Source organism: Vibrio sp. Vb1980 (assembly GCF_033338615.1).
GTDB lineage: Bacteria > Pseudomonadota > Gammaproteobacteria > Enterobacterales > Vibrionaceae > Vibrio > Vibrio alginolyticus.
In genome coordinates this window covers 1-25,016 of record NZ_JAWOSZ010000023.1, presented here as the reverse complement: position 1 = coordinate 25,016, position 25,016 = coordinate 1, and the positions used below count along the sequence as shown (strand labels likewise).

Here is a 25,016-nt window from a genome sequence, read left to right as displayed (position 1 = left end):
TATAAACCCCTATATTTTTAGTTTTTTCCATTTTCAAATTCACTAACTAGGACATGGCAGGAACTTGAAACAGTGTTTGGACGGGGCAAATATGACAAACTTTTTTCGCACTAAAAAACTTTCCCTACAGCAATCTGAGCGACTTCAAAATGAGAAGATCAAAAATAAAATAAATCAATAAAAAACAATTAGTTAAAATCAAATATAAAAAATAAAAAACGTTAAAAGTACGTTTTGACACTGAACTGACATTGAGAGCATCTAAAAAACGTGAGCGACTTCATTCATCTTTTAGGTGTTTTAACGGAACTTTATATTCAAAGAGAAAAAACCTTGAGATCACTCGCAAGTAAAATGACCGTGCACTTGTGGGATTCGAGAGATTTTGACGAAATTGTTGTGAGTAGCAAATGGGTATTGACCTTACCCTTGCAGGAAGGTTTAAGCTCATAGCATCACTACTATTGAGGTGCAGATTATGTATCAGTTAGTTATACCTTTATCAGGGCTCAACTGCATGGGCTGTGCGAGAAAAGTTGAGAATGCTTTACATGCGAATCACGATGTGGAGATCCTCAATTTGTCCCCGACGCAAGTAGAGGTCAAAACCGAGTCTTCTCTTAAAGAGCTCGTCTCGTCGATTGAATCTCTTGGTTACCAAGCAGGAAATCACTACGAACTAAACCTTTCAGGCTTAAGCTGTGGCGGTTGCGTCAAAAAACTTTCATCTTTATTAGAATCTAATCAAGACGTTATTTCTTTTGAGGCTTCAACAACGCACTTAGAGATTCGTACCCTCCTCTCCGAGCAACAAGTGATCGACTTAATAGCAACACTCGGCTATACCGCCAACCTTGATTCTGTTGAAGTAGAGAACGAAAGCTCACCAGAGACCGAACAGGTAGAACAGCAAAGCAATATTAAAGATACGCAGGTGCCACCAGCGAGTATTCAATTGCAAATGCTGATTCAAGGCATGACGTGTGCGAGTTGCGTATCTTCAGTAGAGAAAGCACTTACTAACGTGGAAGGTGTTGAGAAAGCACAGGTCAACCTTGCAGAACAAAGCGCACTAGTATTCGCAAGCCAAGACTCTGATGACCTCCTTAACGCAATTGTTGAATCGGTAAAACAAGCCGGTTACCAAGCAGAGATCCTACAAGACGCCGCAACCCAGCAAGAAAAGCAAGCACAGCAACAACGTCAGCAACAAAAACGCTTTAAACTGGATGCTATTGCTGGCCTTGTCGTCGGAGCCCCTTTAATGATTTGGGGCGTTGCTGGCGGCAATATGATGATTCGCAACACCAACGACCAATTAGCTTGGGGAGTGATCGGTATCGTATGTTTACTCCTTCTTGCCACAGCAGGGAAACACTTCTTCAGTAACGCTTGGTTAGCTGCTACTCACAAGCGCGCCACCATGGACACGTTAGTCGCGCTCGGTACTGGCGCAGCGTGGTTCTATTCGATGCTTGTGGTGATTTTCCCAGGCTGGTTCCCTCTTGCTTCACGCCACGTGTACTTTGAAGCGAGTGCAATGATCATCGGCTTAATTTCTCTTGGTCACTATATAGAAGCAAAAGCCAAAGCAAACACAACACGCTCATTGCAAGCTCTGATTAACCTGCAACCTCAGCAAGCTACGGTAATCACGGAACAAGGCGATCAACAAATAACGGTTGAGCAAATCACGCTAGGCATGAAACTGCGTATCAAACCAGGCGAGAAAGTGCCTGTTGATGGTGTTGTGATTCAAGGTGAATCATACATTGATGAGTCGATGCTCACTGGTGAACCAGTACCAGTATTAAAAGCGCAAGAGGCTCAAGTGTCTGCTGGGACATTAAATACCGATGGTGGATTAGTCATTGAGGCAACGGGCATTGGCGCAAATACCATGCTGGCTCGTATCATCCGCATGGTGCGCACAGCGCAAAGCAGTAAGCCAGCCATCGCGAAACTGGCAGACCAGATTTCATCGGTGTTTGTCCCTGTCGTTGTTGGCATAGCAATACTGGCCGCGCTCGTTTGGTTTGCCGTTGGCCCAGAGCCAAAAGCGAGTTATATGCTGGTGGTCACCACAACCGTCCTGATCATCGCCTGCCCTTGCGCTCTAGGCTTAGCAACCCCGCTTTCTGTCACGGTGGGAGTGGGTAAAGCCGCAGAGCTCGGCATTCTGATCAAAGACGCCGACGCCCTGCAATTGGCAAGCAAAGTCGACACGGTTGTGTTCGACAAAACTGGCACGCTTACCCAAGGTAAACCTAGCGTTCAGAAAGTGTTTACTCACGCCACCAGCCAAGAAGATCTATTGGCTTTAGCGTATGCGGCAGAGCGTCAGTCTGAGCACCCACTGGCAAAAGCGGTATGTGATTACGCCAAACGACACGACGCAAAGGATGTCTCATTAGACAAGTTTGAGAACGTTCGCGGGCGCGGCATTTGGGCGACGTATCAAGATAAACCGCTGCTCATTGGTTCGCTTCAATTTATGCAAGCAGAGAACGTCGAGACCAGCGCACTAAAACCTGCCATCGATGAATGCGCAAAAAATGCGTGGACTCCGGTAGCTGTGGCATTGAACGGCGAACTGATCGGTCTGATCGCCATTGCCGACCCGATCAAATCAGATGCGAAGCAAGCGCTCTCTGCATTAAAATCGCAAGGCATCAAAACGGTAATGCTGACGGGCGATAACCAACACGTTGCCAATGCTATCGGCCAAGAACTTGGTATTGATGAAGTGATTGCCCAAGTAATGCCAGATGAGAAAGCTCAGCACATTGAGCAACTTCAATCTCAAGGACATGTCGTGGCAATGGTGGGGGATGGCATTAACGACGCCCCTGCTCTCGCGTTATCCAACCTAGGTATTGCCATGGGTAGCGGCAGTGATGTCGCCATTGAAAGTTCGCAAATGACCATCCTGAACACGTCACCAATGGCGGTAGTACATGCGATTGAACTCTCTCGCGCTACACTTAAAAACATGAAGCAAAACCTATTTGGTGCCTTTGTTTACAACTCGTTGGGTATTCCAGTTGCCGCTGGCGTGCTTTACCCAGCGTTTGGATTTTTGCTCAGTCCTGTTGTCGCAGGAGCGGCAATGGCACTGTCTTCAATTACTGTCGTTAGTAATGCAAATCGACTACGACTGTTTTCAGTAAAATAACCACTTCTTTTTGAGGGTATTATGAAGTTGAAACTATTGACCTTTGCAATGCTTGCGACCGTGTCCGCCAACGTATTGGCAGCCGATGTCATTAACCATAAATCACCATACTGTGGCTGTTGTGGAGAATGGACAAAACACATGGAAGAGAACGGCTTTACGGTCGAAGAAAAATTGCACGATGACATGAACGCCATCAAACGCGATCTAGGCATCAAGAATGAACAGCTTTACTCTTGCCACACGGCAGAGATCAACGGCTATCTGTTTGAAGGTCACATTCCAGCCGAAGACATTAAAGCGTTTTTGAAAAATCCACCACGTAACGCAAAAGGCCTATCAGTACCGGGCATGCCAATGGGCTCCCCTGGTATGGAATATGGCGACAAAAAAGACAGCTACACCGTTTACGCCTTTAACGAAAAAGGCCAAGTGTTCGAATATAGCCACCACGAAGGCAACGACCAATAAAAACAAAGCCCAGCGAGATAAACCGTTGGGCTTTTTCTTAATGGACAGTTAAGACAAATATAAAATTAGAAGCCGTAAGAGGCACCAAATACAAAAGCGTTATTCACTAGGCTGTCACCACTCGCGTTTTCTGCACCGTGTGCTTGACTACGGAACTCAAAGTAAGGTTGAACACCTTTACGAGTCCACGTTGCACGAAGCTCGTGGTCCATGGTTTCCGCTTCAATCATGTAGACGTTGTTGTAGCTTAGCGTCACATCCTCATTCATCACGTAACCGATGCGGTTGTCCATGCGGTAATCTGTATCCGCATCTGCGTCTGTCGCATCAATGTGCGCACGAGTACGGTTACTTAAGGAGATGCCGTTATCGAAGTTGTAACCGATCTTAACCAATGGACGGTACTGTACGTTCTCGCCAGCAGAGAACAGGTGTTGGTAACCCGCGGCAACCCATAAATGATCGGTAATATTAAATGACTGCTCACCACCCACAGTGATTGCTGGTGTTGTGTTACCTGCGCCACCGTTTTCTGTTTCCAGTTTACCCAACTGAATACCATCAAATTCGGTGTAAACCGTAAAGCCGCCGAATTGGTTATCAAAAGTATGACCAGCTTCCAGCGTAGACGTAACGTCCGAACCATGAATTCGACCATCATCGTGGAATTGAACATTACCTGTTACGTAAGAAGAACCAGCAAAAGCGCTAGAAGCGAAAGCGAGAGAAAGAGCACTCAGTGCAAAAATGTTTTTCATAATTACTGCCTTTATTTATTCACGTTATGCGATAGTTTTAGAGGGCATCTCTTCCCTTTTATCGCAAACTTTGGAATGTGCCTCCTTGGCGTTCGCAATATTGTTTCAATTAATTCGCGATGAAAAATAAAACATTTTAAAAAGTGATCTTGTTCAAACCGAAGCTCAACAACCCTGATAAAAACATGGAAAATACAGGCACTTATCGTATTTTTATAAAATTATTCAAAAAATAGAAGTGTGATCGTAAACAGATAATTTATTGATATTTAGCAGATTAAGTCGATCCAGTTCACAATAACCTTGACCATTACAACCAAAAACTTATTTATCAATGAAAAATAATTAGACATCGATCACGCTTAATTTCCTAAAAAAATAAAGAAAGCCCCAACATGAGGTTGAGGCTTTGCCAAAAAATTAACTTACAAGAATTGAGTTATTTCACGCTGGTCACTCGACTTGCTTTCTCACCAGTTGCTGACACGGAACGGATAAACACTTCACCTTTCACATTTGGACGAGCATTATCTGCGTAAGTTAGCCAGTTCTTGCCGTCTAGAGAGTATTGAAGCTTCACCCCTGGGAACTGAACGTTCATTGCTAGCTTGCCATCTTCTACTTTCGCACCTGGTACAGGCAGGCGGTAGTCGATACCTGATTTTTCTAGCTTAGCCAGTTCACGTTGGCCAAGTACGTTCGCAAAGCGGTTGTAGTCTTGGTTTAGCGCGACTTTGTCTACTAGGTTAGAGTTTTGCGAGTATTCAACACCCACTTTGTAGTCGTTTTCCCAATCAGCACGGTGCCATGCACGCTCAGCGGCTGCTAGTACGCGAGGGAATACCATGTACTCGTATTGCTCATCGTTACGTACTGTCTCAGACCAAAGCTGTGCTGATAGACCGTAGAAAGGTTTCGCTTCGATTTCACCTTTACCAGTGAAGCCGTTACCATCGCGGTCTACAGAGGTTTCTGCGTTCTGAGGCATGTTCTCTGGTGCAAAACCAAACATCTTACGAGTATCTGTTGCACGCGTCGCCCAGTAGTAACCACGCTCTTTCGGGTCAACTTCGTACGGCATGTCCATGTATACGTAGTCTGGGTTAGAAACGATAACGTCGTAACCTTTCTTAGACCATTCGTACACTGATGATGTGCCACCCCAGTAAAGAACGTCCCAGAAGTTAACACGTGTGTTTTCTGTTGCGAACGCTTTCTCACCTTCACTGTACTTAAGGCCATCTTGCCAAGCTTGGAAGTTTGGAATGCCTTTCTCTGCCACCATCTTCGACACTTCTTCTGCGAAGTGGCTTGGTAGATGAGCAAAATCGCTTACCGTACCGTCTGCAATTAGCGTCTGACATGGTGGTGACTGTGCGAATGGCTTGTCTTGCTTAGACAAATCAATGTTACCCTTCCAGCTTACTTTGTCTTCTGCGTTGATGTCTTGCAGACCAGCGCCTAGCTTGATGTTCTTCGCTTCGTCACCACCAAAGTGCCATGTTGTTAGCGGCGTGCCCGCTTCTTGGTGCATTGCTGCTACTTCTGAAATCACTTTATCAACAAAGCGAGTTGAAGATTCCATACATGGGTTGATGAAGCTTTGCTTATTGTAGAACTGAACCGTCGTTACGTTCGATGTATCTTGAGGATCCATCAGGCGGTACTCGTTCGCTTCTGCTTCTTTACCTTCTTCCATTAGACGGTCGTAACGTGCTTCCATTGATACCACTGCTGCACGAGCGTGTGCTGGCATATCGATTTCAGGAATCACTTCGATGTTACGCGCTTTCGCGTACTTCAAGATGTCCACGTAGTCTGCTTTGCTGAAGAAGCCAGAACCAAAGTTGTCTGTCGTTGCGCCTGAGCCAAGCTGAGGCAGTAAACAGCTTTTCTCTTCCAAATCGAAACAACGGTTAGCACCCACTTCAGTCAGCTCAGGCAGACCCGGGATTTCTAAACGCCAGCCTTCATCATCCGTTAGGTGAAGGTGTAGTTTGTTCATCTTGTACGCGGCCATTTGGTCAAGCGTTGCAAGAATCGCGTCTTTAGAGTGGAAGTTACGAGCCACGTCCACCATCACACCACGGTAATCAAAACGCGGCGCATCTTTAATAGACAGTTGTGGTAGAGAATCAGCATTTTGGCTATCTACCAGGCCAAAGATAGATTGTACTGCGTAGAAAACACCTGCTTGGTCAAACGCTTTAATCGCAATACCGTCGCCTTTGATGCTCATTTCGTAAGCACCAGATTTTGCCAATTCACCGGTGAAGTCTGCAGGAACAACAGTGATGCTTACAGGAAGATCACCACGAACATCCACACCTACCACTTCTGCACGACCTTGAATTGCTGCGTATTGAGTCGCATCGAATGCGTCTTTAGGCAGCGCAATACCCGCCGCGATATCTACCGTACCTTTACCTGCTTCAACAGACATTGGCGTTGGTAGTAACGTGGTTGATACGTCTTGTTTTGCTAGATCTTCGTTCTTCTCGAAACGAGACACAGCGCTCGCAAATACGTTGTTGTCATCTGGCGTACGTTTTAGGTTGTTACCCTCAAGGCCAGTCACGAAAGATGCAACGTCTTCTGTGTTAAGAGAAGCGATCATCTTAGGCTCTGCATTTGGTGCAGCAACGAAAGCGCCTGGCATGAAGTCAGTTTCAAATAGCTGCCAGTATTCAGCAACAAGAGGAAGCACAACCTCTTCACCCGCAGCAAAACCATCAAACTTATCTGTTGGTTCTAGTTTGTGTAGATCACCCGTTACGCGAGAGATTTTGAACTGTTCGTTTTCAACATCCAGAATCAGACGAATGCTGTGGAAGTAAATAGCCCAATCTTTTGAGTCAACCGCTTCACCTTGGTTAACCAGCGTCATGTTTACCTTGTTACAAGACGCCCACTCAGCCCCTAAGTCCTGACAAGCAAGACCTTCGTTTGCACCGTGGTTAGTCAACACTTGGTATTGAATATCAAGATTATTAGCCAACGAATTTACAACTTGTTGTTCAGAGCTTTGCAGCGCAGAGCAACCTGCTAATGTAGTGATAACAGAAACAGCAATCAGACTAGGTTTAAACATCTTACTTCCCCAAAAAAGTCAGTGGTTCAAAACGACAATGATAAAAATCTCGGCCCCTCAAATGCGAGGTACCTAACCGTTACATTCAACATACAACCTGTTATTTCTAAGCGTAAAATAAATAGAAATAGGAAGTGATCCAGCTCAAAAAATGACACTCAGCAAAAACAATAAAAACCTAATTTTCATGGAGTTACAATACACGTCAAAATCGAACAACTTGTTTTGACGAGTTTGCTGCGATCTAGGTCACTTATATTCATGAGTTACGACTGATTTTGTAAGATTTGGATCACGCCTAATTATTTTGTGAACCATTAGTAAGCGAGTTACCTATTTACCTTTCGTGAAGTGACTCTCATTTATTCGTCGTCAAAACTCGTCAATATTTTTAGAAATGACGATTTTGTCGAATACACCACTGGAGAAATTGCACTTAACCTCACGCTATTTTGTGTATAAAGTTTAAAGGTATCTTATCTGAGGGCCACTCTATGTTTCGTCTCTTGACGCTCATATCATCTCTACTTGTTACTTTGACTCCTTTTTCCTCTTATGCAGAGCCACAGCATTGGTTAGCGAAAAAAGGGGAAACCGAACTTATGATTATTGGCTCGGTACATGTGGGGGATAAAACGATGTACCCACTCCCTAGAACGGTCATCCAGCACTTAAGCCAAAGCGCAGGGTTGATTATTGAAGCAGACGTCAGGAATTCTGAAGGCTTGGTTTACCCACAAACAACCATTCTTTCTAAAGATGTTTTAGACAGAGCTCAACGTCGCCACTTAATTGAAATTGCCCAAGATTTAGGTTTGCCAGAAACTCAACTCCTAAATTCCCCACCTTGGATGGCTGCATTCACCATCCAACTCGCTTTAGTCAACAAACTGGGGTATGTCTCTGATAAAGGGGTCGACATGCACTTAATAGGACTCGCTGATAAAAAGCAAATCCCGGTCATTTCACTAGAGTCCGTGCAATTCCAAATCGATTTAATCGCAGGTCAATCAGAAGGCGGTAAAGAGATACTTCTCTCGTCAATTGAAGAATATGATGGCGGAGAAGAGTTGGTTCAATGCTTGATAGAGAGTTGGAAGAGCGGTGATGGTAGCATGTTGGTCGAAGCCTCTTTGACCGATCATACAACAGAAGAGTTTAACCAAGCCTTTTTATACGAGCGTAATCGAGATTGGGCTAAAAAACTCGACACTGGCAGTGTTCTACCTCAGCAAGCGGGTCGTTACACCGTTGTTGTTGGTGGCTTGCATTTAGTAGGTAAAGATAACCTGATTGAACTGCTTAAAAATCGGGGTTTTAACATCAAACCACTGGGTAAGACGCGCCAAGCAAATTGTGATATCTAGTGATTGTTTGAAAAATGCCATTTAAATACAATTATTTAAATACAACCATTTAAAATTCATTCAAACTTTCTTATAAATCGCCGTTAAGCTAAGTGGATACAAAACAACTCATATGAAATTTAAATATTTATTCCTATACACGATTGGAATTATGCTCACTTCTTCGCTGTCTTATGCTAAACCGCCATGCAACGTAGAAGCTTTTCAAGCTATTGATATAACTCCGGAAGTAAAAGGCGGTGTTTTAGATAAAGAGAGTGGTCAATTTCTTATTACCGAAAAACCAATGATGCGTTGCGCGAACATCACGTTTTCAACAGCCCACACTCGAAATCGCGTTGCACATATGATGAACCAAGGCTTTGAAGCGGTTTACTATGATGGAAATACAAGCAAATCTCACTCAGTAACGTTTGATGAAGACGATTTAAAAGCGGGTTACGTCAAGATTGGGCCAAATCACCCAAAGACCGCTTATGTCTGTTTCACTACTTCTGAAACTCCTATCAATACTATCTCGTGTGACATCAAGTAATAAATTTACTCGCTCTAAAAAATGAAAAGGCCCTACATTTCTGTAGAGCCTTCCTCTCAATACGTGTCGGTGAAGTGCCATATTCGAACATCAGGCGAACCCCAATTTGATTCGATACTATTGAAGTCTAAAATTACTAGCGCTAAAAACGACGAAAGCCTGCTCATTGAGCAGGCTTTCTAAAAGTGGTAGGTGAAGTAGGGATTCGACGCGACTGGGCTTCCAGAGGACTGGCATTCCTGACCCCGATCCTCTGGTTTCAAATAAATATCACCAAATACGAAAAAGGCTCTACATTTCTGTAGAGCCTTTTTCTCAATATGGTCGGTGAAGAGGGATTCGAACCCCCGACCCTCTGGTCCCAAACCAGATGCGCTACCAAGCTGCGCTATTCACCGAGATGTTTAACTGAGGAATTGTCCCCGTCAACGAATGCGTATATTACGGATTCTGAACTGTGGCGCAAGTGCTTTTTACAAAAAAACCTTAGGTCTTAATTCGTTTGATGAATAACTGAACACTAGCACGTAAAATGTGACTGATAACTCACAACAAAATACAGTTTATTAACCTTAGCAACATAATTGATCCAGATCAGTGTGCAACAAGACACCGCCATTTAGTTTATTCCTGTCGGGAACATCTTGGAGGAAACGTATGGACTTTTGGCTTGATCTCCTATTTGGTAATGCAGTGGGTCTATCGTCAATGATAGTAATTTTTGGGGCAATTGGTCTGATGTTATTTTACGGCGGTTTCTTCATATACAAGATCATGAACGACAAATCTCCTCACTAGATCTCGCTTAGCTCTAGAAACGCTTTGCACCGGAGTCGGTTACTTGCCTACTCCGGTTTTTTATTTGATCTCAATGCACCACTCATTGATATAATCCTATTATTCTTCCCTGTTCTTAATGAGATTACTGCTATGTCTCACGACGACGATTTTGATCTATTTCAACAGATGATGGGCGATGTAAAGCCAATCACTCAAGACACCACCGAACACAAAAAAGTACACCAAGTAACAGAAGCACAGCTCGCAAAACGCGAAGCAGCAATCTGGTTAACGGAAGATGACCCAGAATACCTATCACTTGATCACGCTGAAATGCTCAAGCCAGAGGACTTTGTTGAGTTCAAACGTGATGGTGTACAGGACGGGGTTTACCGCAAACTTCGCCTTGGTAAGTATCCAATCCAAGCTCGCTTGGATTTGCACCGTAAAACATTGAAAGAAGCACGTGATGAAGTCGTGACGTTTTTAAAGCAATGCCTATCAATGGACATTAGAACCGTCGTTATCGTCCATGGTCGAGGAGAACGCTCAAATCCACCTGCAATGATGAAAAGCTTTGTTAGCAGTTGGCTACGACAAATAAAGGAAGTCCAATGCGTCCATAGTGCGCAACGCTTTCACGGTGGAACTGGAGCCGTTTACGTCCTACTTAGAAAAAGTGCGGAAAAGAAATTAGAAACCCGCGAACGTCACCAAAAACGGTTAGGCTAAATTTCACCCTAATGCTAGAATGCCCGCCCTTATTCTTCCTTCCCCTTAGAGGAAGGGAGCTTCATTCGCCGTTGTGAAACGTTAGGAGACAAAAATGTCACAAGACAACGCTAAACGATTAAATAAATTCATCAGTGAAACGGGGTTTTGCTCACGCCGTGAAGCAGACAGACTGATTGAGCAAGGCCGTGTCACCATTAATGGCAACAAACCTGAAATGGGGACAAAAGTGCTACCTGGTGATGATGTTTGTGTGGATGGTAAGCCAGTGGCAGCAAAAGAGAAGCCGATTTATATCGCTCTCAATAAACCAACAGGCATCACCTGTACAACTGAGAGAGACGTCCCTGGAAACATCGTTGATTTCATCGGCCACCAAAAACGTATCTTTCCGATCGGCCGCTTAGACAAACCCTCTGATGGTCTGATCTTTTTGACCAACGATGGCGACATCGTGAACAAAATCCTTCGCGCAGGCAACAGCCACGAAAAAGAGTACGTCGTACGCGTGGACAAGCCAATTACAGGCGAGTTTCTCAAACAGATGTCGAGTGGCGTTAAGATTCTCGACACAGTCACCCTACCTTGTAAGGTAACGAAAGAAACTAAATTCTCTTTCCGTATTGTGCTCACTCAAGGACTTAACCGTCAGATCCGTCGCATGTGTGAAGCGCTGGGCTATGAAGTATTCAAGCTGCGTCGCGTACGCATCATGAATATCTCTCTTGATGGTATTCCCAATGGGAAATGGCGTTATCTAAGTGACGAAGAAGTGGCAGAGATCCTAGCAATGTGTGAAGGCTCGGTAGGTACAGAAGAAGCATCAAAAACAGACTCTAGAGGTCGCAACATTCGTAAAGCGACCGACGCGAAGCTGTTTGATAGCCGTGAAGAAAACCAAGATTCTACTGCTCGTCGTAACCAGAAGACACGAACTTTCCGTGGTAACAATGCTGATGAATTCCGTCATGCACCAAACTCGAAAAAAGGTCAACAAAAGCGTCGTCAGCGTGATGATGAAGGCGGACGTCCAGCTAAAGAACATTACAAAGCGAAACCACAAGGTGAACGCAGCAGACCGCAAGGCGAGCATGGTAAATCACACCGTAAACCAGATGCATCGAGCAATACGCATTCAGTAAACAAGCCTCAATCACCGAGTAAGCCCAAGCAGCATTACATGAACCCAAATGCCGCGAAACCAAGTAAACCAGCTAAACGCACTGGTGGTACATTGAGTCTGAAGAAGTAACGCTTCACTGACAGGCAAGATCAAAAAAGGACGCTCATGAGCGTCCTTTTTATTTGTCATGAGTTTACAAACAAAGAGGTGCAAACTGACCGCGAGTTAAGCTCAGCAAATCTCTCGGGGCTAACTCAATTTCTAAACCACGTTTACCAGCACTCACACAGATTGTGTCTTGCTCTGCTGCGCTTTCGTGCAAAAAAGTAGGTAAGGCTTTCTTCTGCCCTAGTGGGCTAATTCCACCAACGACATAACCTGTGGTCTTTTGGGCGATTTCCGGATCAGCCATATCGGCCTTTTTGCCCTTCGCTGCTTTCGCCGCCAGTTTTAGGTTCAGCTTTTGATCAACAGGGATAATCGCAACCGCAAGGTTCTTTGGCTCCCCGTTCAAGCAGAACAACAAGGTTTTAAATACTGTTTTCGGATCCTGCCCCAGTACTTCAGCAGCCTCCAAGCCATAACTATCGGCTCTAGGGTCATGCTCATACTGATGAATCGTGTGTGGAATTTTTTTCTTTTTCGCAAGATTAATGGCCGGAGTCATCAAGATTCTCCTCATAAAAACAAAAAGCGCAGATTGAATTGGATCTGCGCTTTTAGTTAATGATATCAGCGAGTTTGAGTCAATCGCTTTTTCTCTGTTGGGTTACTGATCAATCGCCGTATCAACTAAATACGTGATTTCACCTGAAGGGGCATACTCATTAACATCAATAGGGCTGTGTGTTTCTAAATAATCCTTCAAAACCTCAGCATCGGTAAAACCTGTATTTACATACCCTGGATGATCGTCGATTTTAGGGTAACCATCACCACCAGCAGCATTATAGCTTGGTACGGTAAAGCGGTAATTACCATCTAAGCGAAGTTGCTTATTACCAATGAACACATTGGTTACCTCACCATTATTGATACTCATCGCAATACCCGCAAACTGCGCGTAAGCTCCAGAGTCGACAGGTTTAGTTGCAACGACATTTAGGTAATCCAATACTTCTTTGCCCGTCATATCAACGTAAGAGACCATATTGCCAAATGGCTGAACAGTCAGCACATCTTTGTAGGTAATCTCACCTGCTGCAATCGAATCGCGAACGCCGCCAGAATTCATTACGGCGAAATCTGCTTTCGCACGTTCCATGTGAGCCGTTGCAATTAATCGACCTAAGTTTGTTTGCTGGTAACGAACCACATTGCGGTCACCCTCAAGCTTACCGTTAGATTCTGCAATCTTCACGTTTAGTTTGCCCTGACCTTTTTCTTGATAAGGACGAAGAAACTCAAGCATCATTTCGTCTTGTTTAATCTCATCTTGGATCAAGATTCGTTGCGACTGACCATCAACTTTAACTTTCTTTTTCAAGTTTACAGGGATTAGATCGTAGCTCACCATCGAGAGTTCGCCATTACGAAACTCGTAATCGGCGCGTCCCACATATTTCCCCCACTCATGTGCCTGAACAATAAAGGTACCATTTTGTTTATCGGGCTGACATTCATCACCTGGTTTAAAGTTCTTTTTGATAACGTTTGGACCTTCCATGCACACAGGTTCTTGTGAGTGTCCTCCAACGATCATGTCGAGATCGCCGTCATTCAAATAACGAGCTAACGCCACATCGCCAGGAGCATTGATGCCTCTATTACCATTTTCATAGTGTCCCATATGCGTGACAGCAAAAATCAGATCTGGATACTCTGTTTCTTTCAGTTCTGCAATCAGCTTCTTGGCTTCTTCTTTTGGGTCACGGAAGTCAATTTGTTCAATGAATTCAGGGTTGCCAAGTTTCGCTGTGTCTTCGGTTGTAAGGCCAATGACCGCAATTTTAATGCCCTGCTTTTTAAACATCGCATATGGTTGGAATAAACGCTTGCCAGTATTTTTATCGTAAATATTGGCAGACAACATCGGAAAGTTTGCCCACTCTTGCTGCTTGAATAGCACGTCCAATGGATTATCAAACTCATGATTACCTAGAGCCATCGCATCGTAACCAATTTTGCTCATGCCTTTAAAATCCGGCTCGGCATCTTGTAAATCAGACTCAGGTACTCCTGTGTTGATGTCACCACCAGAAAGCAGTAACACGCTGCCCCCCTCAGCCTGTATTTCTTCGCGCAAATCATCGATTAACGTTTTACGCGCCGCCATGCCATATTCACCGTATCGATTTTGCCAAAAGCGACCATGATGATCGTTAGTGTGCAACACGGTCAATTTATAGGTTGTATCGGCATTCCATTCTGGTGCAGGTTGCGTAGCACACCCAGCTAACGAGGCCAAGATAGCGGCACTCAAAACAGTTTTGATCATCAGACGCTGATTCATTTATTTACCTTTTTCTTATTGGGATTACTGAAGCACATTTTAAGCATTCGATCTATTTGAAAACCACGTGCACCCTAACACATTGATTTAATAATTATGATGCATTGTTTAGCAATAACAAATTCATCAGTAACAAGTTTGAGAATTCACGGCTTTTCAGATAAAAAAATAGCCAACACTCGGTTGGCTATAGTATTTGTTACCACCAGTCATCTGGCGTTTACTTGATATCTATATCTGCAAAGCTCTTGATCAGATCATCAAGCGATTTCATTTGTGCTAAGAATGGCTCTAACTTGTCTAGAGGCAGTGCAGATGGGCCATCACAACGCGCTTGGTCTGGGTTTGGGTGCGCTTCGATAAATAGACCTGCGATGCCTGTCGCTAGACCCGCTTTTGCAAGCTCAACTGTCTGCTCACGACGGCCGCCAGATGCTGCGCCTGATGGGTCACGCATTTGTAGTGAGTGCGTTACGTCAAAGATGATTGGGCTACCTTTCGAAGCATTTTTCATCACACCAAAACCAAGCATGTCTACAACTAGGTTATCGTAACCGTGGCAAGAACCGCGCTCACATAGGATGATCTTGTCGTTACCGCACTCTGCGAACTTCTCAACGATGTTTCCCACTTGACCAGGGCTCATAAATTGAGGTTTCTTCACGTTGATAACCGCACCTGTTTTGGCCATAGCTTCAACAAGGTCAGTTTGGCGAGCTAGGAATGCAGGAAGCTGAATAACGTCTACCACGTCAGCGACAGGTTGAGCTTGCGCTTCAGTGTGAACGTCCGTGATGATCTTTACACCAAAAGTGTCTTTCAGCTCCTGAAAGATTTTCATACCTTCTTCCAGACCTGGACCGCGGTATGAATGAACAGAACTGCGGTTTGCTTTGTCAAACGACGCCTTAAATACGTAAGGAATACCAAGTTTTTCCGTTACTTTTACGTAGTGCTCACAGATCTGCATCGCAAGATCACGAGACTCAAGAACGTTCATACCTGCAAATAGGGTGAATGGCTTGTCGTTAGCAACCTGAATGTCGCCGATATTAACGATTTTCTGTTCCATTTTGATTCTCTTTTTCTGTCCACGATACGCCACAGTTCGGCACATCGATAAAATTAGTGAAGTGTGACGTGCGTTTCACTCATCACATTAACTTGTGATTTTAGTAGCTCGGAAGCCGGATCGTCAGGGCATTGGTCAATAAAGTACTGAAAATCTGATACCGCTACTTGAGGGCACTCTAGCTGTTGGAAAATAAAACCACGGTCACGAATTTCGTATGGGTCATCTGGCACAAACGTTAGAGCAAGATTTGTACAACGTAATGCCAGCGTATAATGCTCTTCACGCAACATCGCACTTTTAATCAATGCCAACCAGCGACCAATAATTGTTGGGTTGTCAGCTTCCTCAAAATGTTCAGCCTTTAGCTGAGCTAGCGGTCCTTCCTGGCCAATAAGCCAAGCTTGAAGAATCCTTTCACCTACATACTCACCATTAAATGGGTTGATGTAGTCTGGCTTCTTATGCATCCAGTTGACTTTTAACAGGAACTGAGTAGGGAAAGTAACTCCCTTCAACGGGAACCCCAGCTTTTTGCCTAGGTATAACAAAATCGAACCTAAGCTCACAGGAATACCTTTTCTGCGCTCCAACACTTTATCGATGAAGCTGTTGTCCGAAATAAAGTATTCCTGCTCGTCGCCTTTGAATCCCCACTCGTGGAAAAACAGTCGTAGGAATGCATCAAATCGTTGCTCTTCATCGGTTTCATGAACAAGCGTGGCTTCTGCATCTTTGTAAAGACGCTCTAACTCTTGTTTCGCCCAATGTACTTTGGTTTCTGGGTTAATCGCTTTGTTTAGCTCAAGCGCACCTTCCACCAACGGTATATTGTCAAAATCTTCGTCAAAAAACTCTAACATGACGTCTATCCAAATAACGTAGGGCTCTTAGACACAGCAATGTTTGCAGCCATGACCAACCAACCTAATGCGCCGAAAAAGCCAAATATCTTCAGTAGGTTGTTTTTCGCAAGTTTCAATGAGAAGAATCCAAGCGCAATGTACGCCAGTACGCAGGTGATTTTGTTTGTTAACCACGGTGCGGCATCGGTAAACGGGATGAAACCAGTAATGAAAATAAGCGCGATACCTGACACTAGCAATGCAGTATCAACGATGTGGGGAAACACTTTCAAAAAGCGATTATTTCGCTTCGGTGAGTTCATCATCATTAACACGAATCGGATCGATAGTAGCGTCGCGCTGAGAGCGATCGTCACTAAGTGTATGTGTTTTAGAGCTACGTACATTTTTCTTCTCTTTTTAGTTAGTGTTTGCTGACTTCCATGATTAACTGGCCAGACAACCAAGTGTTACTCGATCGTTACCGCCATAATCTTTTTCCGTAGCGACCTGTTGGTAACCAAAGCCACGCATTATCTCACGCACCGCCTCACCTTGATCATAACCATGTTCAAATGCCAGCCAACCGCCCACTTCAAGATACTGACGAGCAAGATCCGAGATATGACGAATATCAGCTAAGCCATTCTCTTTAGCAACTAATGCAGATTTTGGCTCAAAGCGCACATCGCCTTGGGATAAATGTGGATCTTTTTCATCAATATATGGCGGGTTGGAGACAATTAAAGCAAACTTCGTACCTTCTGTAATAGGCTCAAACCAACTGCCTTGAGCAAAGGTCACATTTTTGATGTTTAGCTGCTCAGCATTGTACTCTGCAAGTGCTTTCGCTTCTTGCTTAAGGTCTACGCCCATCACTTGACGCTTTGGCATTTCAGATGCAAGCGCGATGGCGATAGCTCCCGTCCCCGTTCCAAGATCTAAAACAGGCCCAGTTTGCTCGTAGGTCTTATCGAGTGCAACCTCGACCAAACGTTCTGTATCCGGTCTTGGGATCAAGGTAGAGGGAGAAACTTTGAACGGTAAAGACCAAAACTCTCGCTCACCAATAATATAAGCGACGGGTTCACCAGTTAAACGTCGTTCAAGTAGAGCGTCAAACTGAGATTTTTGCTCTGCTTCTAACGCTTTTTCTGGCCAGGTCAGCAGGTAAGTTCGTGGTTTGCCAAGGACATGGCAAAGGAGTACAGCTGCATCGAGAGAAGGCGACTCTTTGCCGCCTTCTGCCAGTTTCGCCGTCGCACTTTTCAGTGCTTGCTCAATCGATTGAACTTGGCTCATCGATTAGCCGTTCTCTGCGAGCGCCGCAAGTTGGTCTGCTTGGTGCTCTTGAATCACAGGATCAATCAAGCTCTGCAGGTCACCTTCCATCACTTCGTTCAAACGGTAGATGGTCAGGTTGATGCGGTGATCAGACACACGACCTTGTGGGTAGTTGTAGGTACGAATACGGTCACTACGGTCACCAGAACCTAGAAGGTTACGACGTGTATCAGACACTTCTGCGGCACGACGCTCTTCTTCCGCTTGAACGATACGAGCAGCAAGAACCGCCATTGCTTTCGCTTTGTTCTTGTGCTGTGAACGCTCATCCTGACACTCTACTACCGTACCCGTTGGTAAGTGGGTAATACGGATTGCAGAATCCGTGGTGTTAACGTGCTGACCACCCGCGCCAGATGCACGGAACGTATCGATTTTCAGGTCTGCTGCTTTGATTTCTGGCAGATCCGCTTCAGGGATTTCCGCCATTACTGCTACTGTACAAGCAGAAGTATGCACACGGCCTTGAGATTCAGTTGCTGGAACACGCTGTACACGGTGACCGCCTGACTCAAACTTCAGTACGCCGTACGCACCGTCGCCGCTCACTTTTGCGATCATCTCTTTGTAACCACCGTGCTCAGCCTCGTTTGAAGACATGACTTCGATGCGCCAGCCACGCTTTTCTGCGTACTTGCTGTACATACGGAATAGATCACCCGCGAAGATACCCGCTTCGTCGCCACCCGCACCTGCACGAATTTCTAGGAAACAGTTACGATCATCGTTCGGATCTTTTGGCAGAAGAAGAATCTGTAACTCATCAGTAAGACGCTCAATCGTCGCTTTCGCTTCTTTGATTTCTTCTTGCGCCATTTCACGCATTTCTTCGTCGTCTTCGTTTGCCATCTCTTCAGCGGCGACAAGATCTTCTTGTGCTTGTTGATAAGCTTGGAAGCACTTGGTTACTTCTTCTAGCTGAGAGTACTCTCTTGATAGAGCACGGAATTTGTCCTGATTTCCAATTACATCAGGATCACCAAGAAGATGTTGAACTTCTTCGTAACGTTCTACTAGCGTTTCTAGCTTAGTCAGAATAGAGGCTTTCATAGTGTCGTTTTCTTAATAAAAAGCGTGAGTTATAGATCATCCAAGCCAAGTGTTTGGCGGATAATCGTTAATTTTGCTGGTTCGCCTTGCTCAGCTGCACTTTGCAATGCGCGAGTTGGAGCGTGAATCAGTTTGTTGGTGAGTTTATTACTCAGCTCGCGCAGCACTTTCTCCGGATCTGCGCCTGCCGCTAAAGATTGCAAACTTTTGCTCAGTAACTCTTCACGAATTTCGTTGGCTGATTTGCGATAGTCGCGAATACTATCGACGGCTTGCAGTGAACGCAACCATGTCATAAACGCAGCGCTTTCTTCACTAACAATCGCTTCAGCTTGAATCGCTTCGACTTTACGCTGCTCAATGTTGCTGTCGATGATAGATTGCAAGTCATCAACAGAATACAGATATGCGTCGTTCAGTTCACCGACTTCCGACTCTACATCTCGCGGCACCGCAATATCGACTAACAAGATAGGTTGATGTCGGCGCTGCTTTAGAGCCGTTTCGACCATACCTTTGCCAATAATAGGCAATGGGCTCGCCGTTGAGCTAATCACAATATCCGCTTTCGCCAAATGTTCAGGAATTTCGTTCAAACTGATCACTTCTGCGCCAAATTGGTCCGCTAAGCCTTGCGCGCGCTCTTTAGTGCGGTTCGCGACAATCATTTTTGTGCAACCGTTGGACGCTAAATGCTTCGCGACCAATTCAATCGTCTCGCCCGCACCAACTAAAAGCACGGTTGAATCTGATAACGACTCAAAAATATGTTTTGCCAATGTACATGCCGCATAAGCCACGGACACGGCATTACCACCAATATCTGTCTCTGTTCTCACCCGTTTGGCGACTGAGAACGTCTTTTGAAACAATTTATCAATCGAGGCATCGACGGCTTGATGATCTCGCGAGTCAGAAAATGCTTGCTTTACCTGCCCCAAAATTTGAGGCTCACCCAACACCAGAGAGTCAAGACCGCACGATACGCGCATCAAATGCTTTATTGCAGCTTGTTCTTCATGAACATACAAACTCGGCATTAAATCTTCGCGGCTCACTTGATGAAATTGAGCAAGCCAATCGATCAGCTTGTTTCGCGCTCCTTGCTTAACATCGCAGTACAACTCTGTTCGGTTACAGGTTGAAACAATCACACTGCCGTTAACCGCTTCGTGCTCTCTAAGTTGCTCGAGTGCAGGGCCGAGTTTATCCGGACCAAACGCCACCTTCTCTCGCAAGTCGACAGACGCTGTATTGTGATTAATTCCAATAGCAAGCAAGGACATCTAACGTGGTATCTCTGGGATAGGTTATAAAATAGGTCCAGAATTTTACTGTAAGCACGCATTTATTGAAAGGGTAAGCCGGATTTGTTTTCCTAAGTGCGACTTTTCAATGCTATAGTTGTGAGCGATTCCCGATGAAACAGATTAATAAGCCATCAAACATGACGTTACGCTCCTTTATTCTTTTTTTCTTGTCGAGCTTACTGCTCGCTGGTTGTTCGTCCGTTCCAGAAAGTGTTACCAGCGTTGAATGGCAAGCTCATGAGCAGCGACTCGAAACCATCCAAGATTTTCAAGCAACGGGGAAACTTGGTTATATTGGCCCAGACCAAAGACAAAATTTAAACTTCTACTGGAAACATTCTTCAGCACTAAGCCAGTTGCGTTTAACAACGATTCTCGGACAAACGGCATTAAAGCTCACCATCACCCCACAAGGCGCCACAGTAGAAACTTACGACGATCAGGTCCTTTCTTCTCGCAGTGCTAACCAGCTGATTTACCGTCTTACAGGGTTGATGATGCCCGTCGAACACATGCCTGGCTGGCTATTAGGTCTACCGACCGATGCCGACAAATTCCAACTGTCTCCAACCAATACACTGCAAGCGTTAAACAAACAAATTGGTTTAAATGATTGGAGTATTGCTTATCAACGATATGGCGACGTTCAATGGCATGAACAGTCTCTCCCTCTGCCAAATAAGCTGAAACTCACCACAGCTGATGTCAAAATAAATCTAGTGATCACAAAATGGAACATCACCCAATGATTGAACTTTCAACACGCTGGCCATCACCAGCGAAATTGAATCTCTTTCTATATATCAACGGCCGTACAGAGAATGGCTACCACGAGTTACAAACCTTATTCCAATTCGTCGATCACGGCGATGAGCTCACCATTCAAGCGAACCATTCTGGTGATATTACGATTTCTCCAGACATAGAAGGTGTGCCCCTTCAAGACAATTTAATTTGGAAAGCAGCAACCGCGCTTCAAACTTACTCAAACTGCCCTTTTGGCGCGCATATTGAGCTACAGAAAGTGCTGCCTATGGGTGGAGGCATTGGTGGGGGCTCATCGAATGCAGCTACAGCATTAGTGGCACTGAATTACTTATGGCAACTGAATCTAACTGACGACGAACTGGCTGAAATAGGTTTAAAACTAGGCGCAGACGTGCCCGTATTTGTGCGCGGATTTGCAGCTTTTGCTGAAGGTGTTGGTGAAAAACTCTCTCCTGCTTATCCCGAAGAAAAGTGGTATTTAGTCGTCAGACCGAATGTATCTATCGCAACCGTCGACGTTTTTTGTCATCCAGATCTGACGCGAAACACCCCAAAACGAGATCTAGAAACACTTTTAAATACGCCAAGCGTAAACGATTGCGAAAAAATTGTACGAATGCTCTACCCAGAGGTTGATAAGCAACTTTCTTGGCTGCTACAATACGCGCCGTCAAGATTGACGGGGACAGGATCTTGCGTTTTTGCTGAATTTTCGAGCAAATCTGAAGCAGAAACTATCCTTGCACAACTCTCTGATAAAGTCTCGGCATTTATCGCTCAAGGGCGCAATATTTCGCCATTAAAAGAGACTTTGGCTGAATACCAATCAGCCTCACACCGACCTATTTAAACTGGACGCAAACCCGAGGTTTCCACCGTGCCTGATATGAAGCTATTTGCTGGTAACGCAACACCTGAACTAGCCCAACGTATTGCTGATCGTCTTTACATCTCTCTTGGTGATGCATCTGTTTCTCGCTTTTCTGATGGCGAAGTTGCAGTTCAAATCAATGAGAATGTTCGTGGTAGCGATGTTTTCATCATTCAATCCACTTGTGCACCGACTAACGACAACCTAATGGAATTGGTTGTTATGATTGATGCAATGCGCCGTGCTTCAGCAGGCCGTATCACTGCAGTTATCCCTTACTTCGGCTACGCTCGCCAAGACCGTCGTGTACGTTCTGCGCGTGTGCCAATTACTGCAAAAGTTGTTGCTGATTTCCTATCTAACGTTGGTGTTGACCGCGTTCTAACTATCGACCTACACGCAGAGCAAATTCAAGGCTTCTTCGATGTACCTGTAGACAACATCTTCGGCACGCCAGTGCTACTTGAAGATATGCAGGCTCGCGGTCTAGATAACCCTGTAGTGGTATCTCCTGACCTAGGTGGCGTTGTTCGTGCTCGTGCAACAGCAAAAGCACTAGGCGACATCGACATCGCAATCGTAGATAAGCGTCGTCCACGTGCAAACGTTTCTGAAGTAATGAACCTAATCGGTGATGTTGAAGGTCGTGACTGTGTGATCGTTGATGACATGATCGACACAGGTGGCACACTATGTAAAGCAGCTGAAGCACTAAAAGAGCGCGGTGCTAAGCGTGTATTCGCTTACGCTACTCACGCAGTATTCTCAGGCAACGCTGCGGATAACATCAAGAACTCAGTTCTTGACCAAGTTATCGTAACTGACTCTATCTCTCTGTCTAAAGAGATGGCTGCAACAGGTAAAGTGACAACACTAAGCCTATCTCGCATGCTGGCTGAAGCGATTCGTCGTATCAGCAACGAAGAGTCAATCTCTGCAATGTTCAACTAATACGAACATTTCAGTTACACTGATTTCAAAAGCACCCCTCTTTGGGGTGTTTTTTTATTTGTACTGATAACTAGAAAATCCCTTGGTCGCCCACCGCGAGTTTTCTGTGCTATCATACTGCGCTTTTTGAGATTCCAGAGAGATCCTAACCTTGAGTCAACAAATCAAACTTCTTGTTGGTCTTGCTAATCCAGGACCAGAATACGCCAGAACTCGTCACAATGCGGGCGCTTGGGTTGTAGAAGAATTAGCACGCGTTCACAACGTTACACTGAAGAACGAACCAAAGTTTTTTGGTCTAACAGGACGCATTATGGTCAATGGCCAGGATCTCCGTTTGCTTATCCCAACCACCTTCATGAATCTATCAGGTAAATCGATCGCTGCGCTTGCGAAATTTTATCAAATTAAACCTGAAGAGATCATGGTTGCTCATGACGAGCTAGACTTACCGCCAGGTGTCGCTAAGTTTAAAAAAGGTGGGGGGCACGGTGGACACAACGGTCTGCGTGACACCATTAGCAAACTGGGCAATAACAAAGATTTTTATCGTCTTCGTATTGGCATTGGTCATCCGGGACACAAAGATAAAGTGGCGGGTTTTGTATTAGGTAAAGCGCCAGCTAAAGAGCAAGAGCTTTTAGATGCAGCAGCTGATGAGGCTGTTCGTTGTCTAGATATCCTGATTAAGGATGGCCTATCTAAAGCACAAAATCGCCTCCACACGTTCAAAGCTGAATAAGGTTACTATCATGGGTTTTAAATGTGGCATCGTTGGTCTACCTAACGTAGGTAAATCAACTCTGTTCAACGCACTAACTAAAGCGGGTATCGAAGCAGCAAACTTCCCGTTCTGTACCATTGAACCAAACACTGGTGTGGTTCCTGTGCCAGATCTACGTCTAGACGCACTAGCTAAGATCGTTAACCCACAGAGAGTTCTTCCAACGACGATGGAGTTCGTGGACATCGCTGGTCTTGTTGCTGGTGCATCACGTGGTGAAGGTTTAGGTAACAAATTCCTAGCTAACATCCGTGAAACAGACGCGATTGGCCACGTTGTACGTTGTTTTGAAAACGAAAACATTGTTCATGTTTCAGGTAAAGTTTCACCTATTGAAGATATCGAAGTGATCAACCTTGAACTTGCAATGGCTGACCTTGATTCTTGTGAGCGAGCGATTCAACGTAACGCGAAGAAGGCAAAAGGCGGCGATAAAGACGCAAAATTTGAACTAACCGTACTAGAAAAACTGTTACCAGTACTAACTGAAGGCGGCATGGCACGCACAGTTGAGCTATCTAAAGAAGAGTTAGCAGCAATCGGCTACCTAAACTTCCTAACACTGAAGCCAACTATGTACATTGCAAACGTAAACGAAGATGGCTTCGAAAATAATCCATATCTAGATGCGGTTCGTGAGTTCGCAGAAAAAGAAAACAATGTCGTTGTACCTGTATGTGCAGCTATCGAATCTGAACTATCTGAACTAGAAGATGAAGATCGCGAAGAATTCCTAGCAGATATGGGGATCGAAGAGCCGGGTCTGAACCGTGTAATTCGCTCTGGTTACGAACTACTGACTCTACACACCTACTTCACAGCAGGTGTTAAAGAAGTACGTGCTTGGACAATCCCTGTTGGTGCAACTGCGCCTCAGGCGGCAGGTAAGATCCACACTGACTTCGAGAAAGGCTTTATTCGTGCAGAAGTAGTCGGTTACGACGATTTCATCCAATTCAATGGTGAAAATGGCGCAAAAGACGCAGGTAAATGGCGTCTAGAAGGTAAAGACTACATCGTAAAAGATGGTGATGTTGTACACTTCCGCTTCAATGTTTAATTAAATGAATGAATTCTAAACACTTCATTTACACTAAAAGCCAGCTGTTAAGCTGGCTTTTTTAATACCTTAAGTAAATGAACAAAAATAAATTACGCAAGTGCAAGCTAATTTATTTCCAGTTTTAGATCATAAACACGCCTCTTTGTTTAAAAAGGAAGCGAACGAGGTTTTTTCCGAAATTTATTAAAAAAAACTGTTGACGGATCTCACTCAACTTCGCATAATGCGCGCCGTTCCCAACGACAAGGCAACAAAGCGTTGAGAACAAAAAATATGGTTTTGGCTACGTAGCTCAGCTGGTTAGAGCACATCACTCATAATGATGGGGTCACAGGTTCGAATCCCGTCGTAGCCACCATTCCTAAATGTTCTTTTTATCAGAGCAGTTAGGAATAGATGCGGAAGTGGCGGAATTGGTAGACGCACCAGATTTAGGTTCTGGCGCCGCAAGGTGTGAGAGTTCAAGTCTCTCCT

The 25,016-nt window shown here is 44.8% G+C and carries 22 protein-coding genes and 2 tRNA genes; 13 read left to right on the top strand and 11 right to left on the bottom strand.

Going from position 1 to position 25,016, the window contains the following annotated elements; translation table 11 throughout:
- Window positions 1-478: 478 nt before the first annotated feature.
- Together R7F64_RS22140 and R7F64_RS22135 are read left to right on the top strand one after the other, a co-directional pair.
- A complete protein-coding gene (locus R7F64_RS22140) occupies window positions 479-3,175 on the top strand; it encodes a heavy metal translocating P-type ATPase (RefSeq protein WP_042522772.1) in 2,697 nt (898 codons plus the stop codon).
- A 21-nt stretch (window positions 3,176-3,196) separates the two neighbouring features.
- A complete protein-coding gene (locus tag R7F64_RS22135) occupies window positions 3,197-3,646 on the top strand; it encodes a DUF411 domain-containing protein (RefSeq protein WP_005382005.1) in 450 nt (149 codons plus the stop codon).
- 65 nt (window positions 3,647-3,711) lie between these two features.
- Here the strand turns inward: R7F64_RS22135 and R7F64_RS22130 are convergent, their stop codons facing one another.
- Both R7F64_RS22130 and R7F64_RS22125 read right to left on the bottom strand, forming a co-directional pair.
- Window positions 3,712-4,404: an oligogalacturonate-specific porin KdgM family protein gene (locus R7F64_RS22130; protein ID WP_005382004.1), complete on the bottom strand. Its 693-nt coding sequence runs from the start codon at window positions 4,402-4,404 to the stop codon at window positions 3,712-3,714.
- A 439-nt stretch (window positions 4,405-4,843) separates the two neighbouring features.
- A complete protein-coding gene (locus R7F64_RS22125) occupies window positions 4,844-7,495 on the bottom strand; it encodes a beta-N-acetylhexosaminidase (RefSeq protein WP_318072080.1) in 2,652 nt (883 codons plus the stop codon).
- A 494-nt stretch (window positions 7,496-7,989) separates the two neighbouring features.
- Here R7F64_RS22125 and R7F64_RS22120 point away from each other — a divergent pair, with 494 nt between their 5' ends.
- Window positions 7,990-8,862, top strand: a complete 873-nt coding sequence (locus tag R7F64_RS22120; RefSeq protein WP_253657014.1) for a TraB/GumN family protein — start codon at window positions 7,990-7,992, stop codon at window positions 8,860-8,862.
- Window positions 8,863-9,013: 151 nt separating this feature from the next.
- Window positions 9,014-9,397 (top strand): hypothetical protein, encoded by a 384-nt coding sequence (locus R7F64_RS22115; protein ID WP_005384085.1) that lies wholly within the window; start codon window positions 9,014-9,016, stop codon window positions 9,395-9,397.
- 321 nt (window positions 9,398-9,718) lie between these two features.
- Here R7F64_RS22115 and R7F64_RS22110 read toward each other — a convergent pair.
- A tRNA-Pro gene (locus tag R7F64_RS22110) sits at window positions 9,719-9,795 on the bottom strand.
- A 259-nt stretch (window positions 9,796-10,054) separates the two neighbouring features.
- Here R7F64_RS22110 and R7F64_RS22105 point away from each other — a divergent pair.
- The 3 genes from R7F64_RS22105 to rluF all read left to right on the top strand — a co-directional run bounded on the left by R7F64_RS22105 (window position 10,055) and on the right by rluF (window position 12,161).
- The gene (locus tag R7F64_RS22105) at window positions 10,055-10,195 is read left to right on the top strand and encodes a DUF3149 domain-containing protein (protein WP_005382236.1); all 141 of its coding nucleotides are present in this window, start codon (window positions 10,055-10,057) and stop codon (window positions 10,193-10,195) included.
- Window positions 10,196-10,327: 132 nt separating this feature from the next.
- Window positions 10,328-10,909 carry a DNA endonuclease SmrA gene (gene smrA / locus R7F64_RS22100; RefSeq protein ID WP_005382233.1) on the top strand — a complete coding sequence of 194 codons (582 nt, stop codon included), beginning with the start codon at window positions 10,328-10,330 and terminating at the stop codon, window positions 10,907-10,909.
- A gap of 94 nt (window positions 10,910-11,003) precedes the next feature.
- On the top strand, window positions 11,004-12,161 hold the full coding sequence (gene rluF / locus R7F64_RS22095; RefSeq protein WP_042524120.1) for a 23S rRNA pseudouridine(2604) synthase RluF: 1,158 nt from the start codon (window positions 11,004-11,006) through the stop codon (window positions 12,159-12,161).
- Between the two features lie 64 nt (window positions 12,162-12,225).
- Here rluF and ybaK read toward each other — a convergent pair whose 3' ends face one another.
- The 8 genes from ybaK to hemA all read right to left on the bottom strand — a co-directional run bounded on the left by ybaK (window position 12,226) and on the right by hemA (window position 20,081).
- Window positions 12,226-12,699 (bottom strand): Cys-tRNA(Pro) deacylase, encoded by a 474-nt coding sequence (gene ybaK / locus R7F64_RS22090; protein ID WP_005382231.1) that lies wholly within the window; start codon window positions 12,697-12,699, stop codon window positions 12,226-12,228.
- 102 nt (window positions 12,700-12,801) lie between these two features.
- The gene (gene ushA / locus R7F64_RS22085) at window positions 12,802-14,484 is read right to left on the bottom strand and encodes a bifunctional UDP-sugar hydrolase/5'-nucleotidase UshA (protein ID WP_318072079.1); all 1,683 of its coding nucleotides are present in this window, start codon (window positions 14,482-14,484) and stop codon (window positions 12,802-12,804) included.
- Between the two features lie 220 nt (window positions 14,485-14,704).
- The gene (gene kdsA, locus R7F64_RS22080) at window positions 14,705-15,556 is read right to left on the bottom strand and encodes a 3-deoxy-8-phosphooctulonate synthase (protein ID WP_005384095.1); all 852 of its coding nucleotides are present in this window, start codon (window positions 15,554-15,556) and stop codon (window positions 14,705-14,707) included.
- Between the two features lie 53 nt (window positions 15,557-15,609).
- Window positions 15,610-16,419: a SirB1 family protein gene (locus tag R7F64_RS22075; RefSeq protein ID WP_005382226.1), complete on the bottom strand. Its 810-nt coding sequence runs from the start codon at window positions 16,417-16,419 to the stop codon at window positions 15,610-15,612.
- A 5-nt stretch (window positions 16,420-16,424) separates the two neighbouring features.
- Window positions 16,425-16,808, bottom strand: a complete 384-nt coding sequence (locus tag R7F64_RS22070) for a SirB2 family protein (protein ID WP_005382225.1) — start codon at window positions 16,806-16,808, stop codon at window positions 16,425-16,427.
- Window positions 16,809-16,848: 40 nt separating this feature from the next.
- Entirely contained in the window at window positions 16,849-17,703 is an 855-nt protein-coding gene (gene prmC, locus R7F64_RS22065; RefSeq protein ID WP_086046567.1) for a peptide chain release factor N(5)-glutamine methyltransferase, read from the bottom strand.
- Window positions 17,704-17,706: 3 nt separating this feature from the next.
- The gene (gene prfA, locus R7F64_RS22060; RefSeq protein ID WP_005382222.1) at window positions 17,707-18,795 is read right to left on the bottom strand and encodes a peptide chain release factor 1; all 1,089 of its coding nucleotides are present in this window, start codon (window positions 18,793-18,795) and stop codon (window positions 17,707-17,709) included.
- A gap of 29 nt (window positions 18,796-18,824) precedes the next feature.
- Complete coding sequence (hemA, locus tag R7F64_RS22055; RefSeq protein WP_005384104.1) at window positions 18,825-20,081, bottom strand: glutamyl-tRNA reductase; 1,257 nt, start codon at window positions 20,079-20,081, stop codon at window positions 18,825-18,827.
- 134 nt (window positions 20,082-20,215) lie between these two features.
- Between hemA and lolB the strand changes: the two genes are divergently transcribed.
- From lolB to R7F64_RS22025, 6 genes are all read left to right on the top strand, one after another.
- Window positions 20,216-20,854 (top strand): lipoprotein insertase outer membrane protein LolB, encoded by a 639-nt coding sequence (gene lolB / locus R7F64_RS22050; RefSeq protein ID WP_318072078.1) that lies wholly within the window; start codon window positions 20,216-20,218, stop codon window positions 20,852-20,854.
- Window positions 20,851-21,723 carry a 4-(cytidine 5'-diphospho)-2-C-methyl-D-erythritol kinase gene (gene ispE / locus R7F64_RS22045; protein ID WP_064369040.1) on the top strand — a complete coding sequence of 291 codons (873 nt, stop codon included), beginning with the start codon at window positions 20,851-20,853 and terminating at the stop codon, window positions 21,721-21,723. Before lolB ends, ispE begins: the two co-directional genes overlap by 4 nt.
- 27 nt (window positions 21,724-21,750) lie before the next feature.
- The gene (locus tag R7F64_RS22040) at window positions 21,751-22,695 is read left to right on the top strand and encodes a ribose-phosphate pyrophosphokinase (RefSeq protein ID WP_005393176.1); all 945 of its coding nucleotides are present in this window, start codon (window positions 21,751-21,753) and stop codon (window positions 22,693-22,695) included.
- Between the two features lie 151 nt (window positions 22,696-22,846).
- The gene (gene pth / locus R7F64_RS22035; protein ID WP_005384112.1) at window positions 22,847-23,437 is read left to right on the top strand and encodes an aminoacyl-tRNA hydrolase; all 591 of its coding nucleotides are present in this window, start codon (window positions 22,847-22,849) and stop codon (window positions 23,435-23,437) included.
- A 10-nt stretch (window positions 23,438-23,447) separates the two neighbouring features.
- Entirely contained in the window at window positions 23,448-24,539 is a 1,092-nt protein-coding gene (gene ychF, locus R7F64_RS22030) for a redox-regulated ATPase YchF (RefSeq protein WP_005393178.1), read from the top strand.
- Window positions 24,540-24,823: 284 nt separating this feature from the next.
- Window positions 24,824-24,900 (top strand) — tRNA-Met (locus R7F64_RS22025).
- Window positions 24,901-25,016: the final 116 nt, after the last annotated feature.

Excerpts from the sequence above, each read along its gene's own strand:
- R7F64_RS22140 (WP_042522772.1), top strand. The coding sequence starts at position 479 with ATGTATCAGTTAGTTATACCTTTATCAGGGCTCAACTGCATGGGCTGT.
- R7F64_RS22135 (WP_005382005.1), top strand. The coding sequence starts at position 3,197 with ATGAAGTTGAAACTATTGACCTTTGCAATGCTTGCGACCGTGTCCGCC.
- R7F64_RS22130 (WP_005382004.1), bottom strand. The coding sequence starts at position 4,404 with ATGAAAAACATTTTTGCACTGAGTGCTCTTTCTCTCGCTTTCGCTTCT.
- R7F64_RS22125 (WP_318072080.1), bottom strand. The coding sequence starts at position 7,495 with ATGTTTAAACCTAGTCTGATTGCTGTTTCTGTTATCACTACATTAGCA.
- R7F64_RS22120 (WP_253657014.1), top strand. The coding sequence starts at position 7,990 with ATGTTTCGTCTCTTGACGCTCATATCATCTCTACTTGTTACTTTGACT.
- R7F64_RS22115 (WP_005384085.1), top strand. The coding sequence starts at position 9,014 with ATGCTCACTTCTTCGCTGTCTTATGCTAAACCGCCATGCAACGTAGAA.
- R7F64_RS22105 (WP_005382236.1), top strand. The coding sequence starts at position 10,055 with ATGGACTTTTGGCTTGATCTCCTATTTGGTAATGCAGTGGGTCTATCG.
- smrA (WP_005382233.1), top strand. The coding sequence starts at position 10,328 with ATGTCTCACGACGACGATTTTGATCTATTTCAACAGATGATGGGCGAT.
- rluF (WP_042524120.1), top strand. The coding sequence starts at position 11,004 with ATGTCACAAGACAACGCTAAACGATTAAATAAATTCATCAGTGAAACG.
- ybaK (WP_005382231.1), bottom strand. The coding sequence starts at position 12,699 with ATGACTCCGGCCATTAATCTTGCGAAAAAGAAAAAAATTCCACACACG.
- ushA (WP_318072079.1), bottom strand. The coding sequence starts at position 14,484 with ATGAATCAGCGTCTGATGATCAAAACTGTTTTGAGTGCCGCTATCTTG.
- kdsA (WP_005384095.1), bottom strand. The coding sequence starts at position 15,556 with ATGGAACAGAAAATCGTTAATATCGGCGACATTCAGGTTGCTAACGAC.
- R7F64_RS22075 (WP_005382226.1), bottom strand. The coding sequence starts at position 16,419 with ATGTTAGAGTTTTTTGACGAAGATTTTGACAATATACCGTTGGTGGAA.
- R7F64_RS22070 (WP_005382225.1), bottom strand. The coding sequence starts at position 16,808 with ATGTACGTAGCTCTAAAACACATACACTTAGTGACGATCGCTCTCAGC.
- prmC (WP_086046567.1), bottom strand. The coding sequence starts at position 17,703 with ATGAGCCAAGTTCAATCGATTGAGCAAGCACTGAAAAGTGCGACGGCG.
- prfA (WP_005382222.1), bottom strand. The coding sequence starts at position 18,795 with ATGAAAGCCTCTATTCTGACTAAGCTAGAAACGCTAGTAGAACGTTAC.
- hemA (WP_005384104.1), bottom strand. The coding sequence starts at position 20,081 with ATGTCCTTGCTTGCTATTGGAATTAATCACAATACAGCGTCTGTCGAC.
- lolB (WP_318072078.1), top strand. The coding sequence starts at position 20,216 with ATGAAACAGATTAATAAGCCATCAAACATGACGTTACGCTCCTTTATT.
- ispE (WP_064369040.1), top strand. The coding sequence starts at position 20,851 with ATGATTGAACTTTCAACACGCTGGCCATCACCAGCGAAATTGAATCTC.
- ychF (WP_005393178.1), top strand. The coding sequence starts at position 23,448 with ATGGGTTTTAAATGTGGCATCGTTGGTCTACCTAACGTAGGTAAATCA.